The organism is Alcanivorax sp. HI0083, assembly GCF_001635175.1.
The window spans coordinates 1-4,517 of the sequence record NZ_LWFX01000003.1 but is presented as its reverse complement, the minus strand read 5'-3'; the positions used below and the strand labels follow the sequence as shown (position 1 = coordinate 4,517).

General features: G+C 58.7%; 4 protein-coding genes. 2 read left to right on the top strand and 2 right to left on the bottom strand.

Features of this window, described 5'->3' with window-relative positions; all coding sequences use genetic code 11:
- A partial coding sequence (gene speD, locus A3754_RS00165) for an adenosylmethionine decarboxylase (protein ID WP_063518526.1) occupies positions 1–454 on the top strand: 454 nt, incomplete at its 5' end.
- Between the two features lie 527 nt (positions 455–981).
- On the opposite strand, the gene coq7 is transcribed toward speD, so the two are convergent.
- Complete coding sequence (gene coq7 / locus A3754_RS00160; protein WP_063518525.1) at positions 982–1,644, bottom strand: 2-polyprenyl-3-methyl-6-methoxy-1,4-benzoquinone monooxygenase; 663 nt, start codon at positions 1,642–1,644, stop codon at positions 982–984.
- 138 nt (positions 1,645–1,782) lie between these two features.
- Here coq7 and A3754_RS00155 point away from each other — a divergent pair, with 138 nt between their 5' ends.
- The gene (locus tag A3754_RS00155; protein WP_063518524.1) at positions 1,783–3,264 is read left to right on the top strand and encodes an AAA family ATPase; all 1,482 of its coding nucleotides are present in this window, start codon (positions 1,783–1,785) and stop codon (positions 3,262–3,264) included.
- Between the two features lie 45 nt (positions 3,265–3,309).
- On the opposite strand, the gene A3754_RS00150 is transcribed toward A3754_RS00155, so the two are convergent.
- Positions 3,310–4,517 (bottom strand): response regulator (locus A3754_RS00150; protein ID WP_156496618.1); only part of this gene is annotated, 1,208 nt, incomplete at its 5' end.

The following is a 4,517-nucleotide window of genomic DNA, read 5'->3' as shown; positions in this document are numbered from 1 at the left end:
TCATGTGACGGTGCATACCTATCCGGAATCCCATCCAGATAACGGTATTTCCACGTTTCGAGTGGATGTGGATGTCTCCACCTGTGGTGTGATTTCCCCGCTACGTGCGTTGAATTACCTGATCCACAGTTTCGATTCCGATATCGTTACCGTGGACTATCGGGTGCGTGGCATGACCCGGGATCTGGATGGCACCAAGCACTTTATTGATCACGACATCAATTCCATCCAGAATTTCCTGACCGAAGATACCCAGAACGCCTATCAGATGATCGACGTGAATGTGTATCAGGAAAATATCTTCCACACCAAGATGCTGCTGAAGGACTTCGATATCGATAACTATCTGTTTGGTGCGGGTAGTGATGAGTTCGAGCAGGAAGAACTGGATCAGATCGAAGAGCGTTTGCGCACAGAGATGCTGGAGATTTTCTACAGCCGCAACCTAGGTTAAACCCGCAGCACGCTTCACGCTGCATGCGACACGCAAAACAAAAAGGCCGCACCTTGGGTGCGGCCTTTTTGTTGTTGGCTGCGAAGCCGCTGTAGGAGCACCACTCGAGGTGCGAACCGAGCGACAGCGAGGCAACAACCCTTTCAGGACTCGACAGATTTTTCTATCTGGAATGCCTGATCGTCCTTCGGCTGATTTCACGCTACGCGTGGTTCGCACCTCAAGATGTGCTCCTACAGGTGAAATTCTTGAAGCGTTGGTTAGGGAGCCTCTGAATAACTCCTTGCATGCTCAGTCTTTCAGGCTGGTTCGCAGTCTAGGCGCGCTTTTGAAGGTGTATGTCCATCCATCAAAAAAGTGCAACAACGAGTGCGGGCCAGCCTGAAAGACCCGAAGGGCGCGGCCTGGAGCGCCCATCTGTTACGCCTTGTCTCTTGGAAAGGGAGCCACCCTGACCATCGAGACAAGACACAACAGCTGCACGCTCCAGACCACGCTGAGTACGCAAGGAGTTATTCAGAGGCTCCCTAGATACGATAGGTGGTAAAGGTCATCACCTTGCTCATCAGCGTCATGGCGTGGCGTACGGGCAGAGGCAGGTCGGCGCCGCCGGCGTCTTTGGCGGTGACGGCGTGTTTGAGCTCGTCGGTTTTCATTTGCTCGAGAATGGCCCGGGTGCGCAGGTCGCTTTCCGGTACCTGATAGAGATGGGATTCCAGGTGTTTGACCACCTGATTTTCCGTTTCTGTCACGAAGCCCAGGCTCCAGCGATCACCAATCAACCCGGCGGTAGCGCCTACCGCATAGCTCATGGCATAGAACAGCGGATTGAGTTTGCTGGGCACGCCGCCCAGTTCCTGAATGCGCTCTTCACACCAGGCCAGGTGGTCTTCCTCTTCCCGAGCGGATTCTTCCATGGCATGGCGGATATGCGGCAGGCTGGCGGTGCTGGCCTGACCCTGATAAAGCGCCTGGGCACACACCTCGCCGGTATGGTTAATGCGCATCAATCCAAGCACATGGCGGCGCTGGTCGCCGGGCAGTGTGCCCGGCTGTATGTCGCTGCCGGGACCGGTAGGCGAGGACGTGGGGCTGCGTTCGGCCTGTACGGTGCCGGGCGTGAGGGTGCGCAGGGCATTGTCGGCACGGGCCAGCAGGCGATCCAGAGGTGACAGTCGGCGTTCAGTCATAGTTATCAGCGCTGCATGCAAACACACAACATGCTTGCATGCTGAAAGAAATGGGAGATCTAGTGTAGCCTAAGAGCCCTCAAAACAAGAAGGGCGTTGCATGCCAGCGTGAAGCGTGAGGCGTGCAAGCATAAAACAATGAGTGATCTGAACGACCTGAAAATGCTGCTTGAGTCCCGCTATCCCATCGTGGTGATTGAAACCTGGGAGGAGCTGCGGGCGCTGGATTTGATTCGCCGCCTGGGGATGCGAGAGGGGCGACCGGTGTTCGGCTGGAATGCGGTGGACGGCCTGCGCCGGCTGGAACTGGAAGACAGCCCCAGCCAGAAACACACCATTGAACCGGATGCCATGCTGGGACAGATTCGCGGTACCAATGAGCCGGGGATCTATGCGCTGTGTGATCTGCACCCTTATCTGGACGGTGAGCCAAAGCACGTCCGGTTGCTCAAGGAAATCGCCCTGCACCATGAGCGCCTGCATCACACTCTAGTGCTGATCAGCCATGAATTGACCATTCCCGCGGAACTGCGCCGTTATTGCACTCGCTTCAGCCTGTCCATGCCCGATGAAAAGCAGTTGGAGCACATCGTTCAGGACGAAGCGCGCCGTTTCAAGAAAGAGCGGGGCGAACGGGTGCGCGCGGACCGGGCCTCGCTGGACCGGCTGGTGCGCAACCTGCGTGGCTTGAGCGTGGAAGATGCCCGTAAGCTGGCCCGTGGGGCGATTATCCACGATGGCGCCATCACCGAGGCGGACCTGCCGGAGGTGAACAAAGCCAAGTTTGCATTGATGGAAATGGACGGCGTACTGAGCTACGAATACGACACTGACAGCTTCGCTAATGTGGGCGGGTTGCAGGGTCTGAAAGACTGGCTGGGCAAGCGTGAAAGTGCCTTCCATGGCAATCAGGGTGAAGGTATCGACTCGCCCCGTGGGGTAATGCTGGTGGGCGTGCAGGGCGGCGGTAAAAGCCTGGCGGCCAAATCGGTGGCCGGGCTTTGGGGGCTGCCGTTGTTGCGCCTGGATATGGGGGCTATCTACAACAAATTCTTCGGGGAATCCGAGCGTAATGTGCGCGAGGCGTTGGCCATGGCGGAAACCATGTCGCCCTGTGTGCTGTGGATCGATGAAATCGAGAAAGGGATTGCGGTGGGTGATAACGATGGCGGCACCTCCCGCCGGGTGCTTGGCACCTTGTTGACCTGGATGGCGGAAAACCGCAGTCAGGTGTTTATGGTCGCCACCGCCAACGATATTGAACGGCTGCCCCCGGAGTTGATCCGCAAGGGGCGCCTGGACGAGATCTTCTTTGTGGATTTGCCGTCCAGTGAGGTCCGGGAAGTGATCTTCCGGATCCATCTGCAAAAGCGCGGACAAACCGTATCAGCGTTTGATCTGGCTCGCCTGGCGGAGCACAGCGATGGCTTTACCGGCGCTGAGATCGAGCAGGCGGTGGTGGCCGGGTTGTATAGCGCCGGGGCCGGGGATCAGCCACTGGATCAGGCCTTGCTGGAGGCCGAGCTGGAAGCGACCGTACCGCTGTCGGTGACCATGGCGGAATCGCTGGCGCGGCTACGACAATGGTGCCAGGGGCGGGCGGTCAGTGCCGGCGCGTAACTGCGGCTTGGCGGTTTGCCCCTGTGCTTGATCAGGCGTGCCTTCTTAGTCGGGCACTTCGTCGTTGCTTAACCATGAGTCCGCATCGGTGCTGTCGGGTTGGGTAAACCGAACCAGTGTCTCTCGTAATACATTCAATTCCACGGGTTTGGGCAGGTGGGCGTTCATGCCGGCTGCCAGGCTGCGGTCTTTGTGCTCACGCAGGATATGGGCCGTCAGGGCCACAATGGGCACCGCTGGCAGGCCCTGTTTTTGCTCCTGTGCCCGGATCATCCGGGTGGCTTCAAAGCCATCCATTTCCGGCATTTCGCAATCCATCAGGATCAGGTCGTAGCGCGTGTTGCTGGCCAGTTCCAGCGCTTCCTTGCCATTGGAGGCAATATCCGCCTTCAGGCCCAATTTGCCCAGCATACCGCGAATCACCTTCTGGCTCAGGTAATGATCTTCCGCCACCAGCAGTTTCAGGCCGGGGTCTGGCTGGTGTTGTGGTTGGCTGTGTTCTGACACCGACGGATGCCCCAGGCCTAATTCTTCTGCCAGTGCCTGGCGCAGCCGCGGTGCGGAGACCGGCTTGGACAGCACACGGTGAATGCCCACATTGCGGGCCTGGGTCGCCGTGGGGGCATTGTTGATGCCGGTTAGCATGACGAGCACGGTGGGATGCACGATGACCGGGTCTTCATGGATGCGGGCAGCCAGTTGCATGCCGTCCATGCCGGGCATGTGGTGATCCAGGACAACGATATCGTAAGGCTCGTTGATGTTGGCCTGGGTGCGCAGGGACGCAAGAGCCTCGCGTGGGTCGTGGCAGGCGGTGACGCGCATGCCCCACGAGAGGGCGTGGTGACGCAGTACCCGGGTCACGGTGCTGGAGTCGTCCACCACCAACAGGCTGCGTCCGGAGAGCGCGGTTGTATCCACGTTGGTGCTTGGCGCGGGGGCATCCTCGGCAGGCAGTGGCACCACGAACCAGTAATGCACATCCTTGTGATCCTGCAATGTACCCATGCGTCCGCCCAGGGCTTCCACCAGTTGTTCGGCAATGGCCAGGCTCAGGTGGCTGCTTTCGTTCTGTTTCTGGTTGTCCCGCAAACGCTTGAGGGTTTCCTCATTCATGGCGCTGCCGGTGAAACCAAAACGAACGCGGTCGGCCTGACCGGTGGGTTCCATGGAAACGTCCACCACCATTTCGCCGGGGTGGCCATGGCGAATCAGGGCGCCGGTCAGGTTGGTAAGAATCTGACGCAGGCGGC

Excerpts from the sequence above, each read along its gene's own strand:
- coq7 (WP_063518525.1), bottom strand. The coding sequence starts at position 1,644 with ATGACTGAACGCCGACTGTCACCTCTGGATCGCCTGCTGGCCCGTGCC.
- A3754_RS00155 (WP_063518524.1), top strand. The coding sequence starts at position 1,783 with ATGAGTGATCTGAACGACCTGAAAATGCTGCTTGAGTCCCGCTATCCC.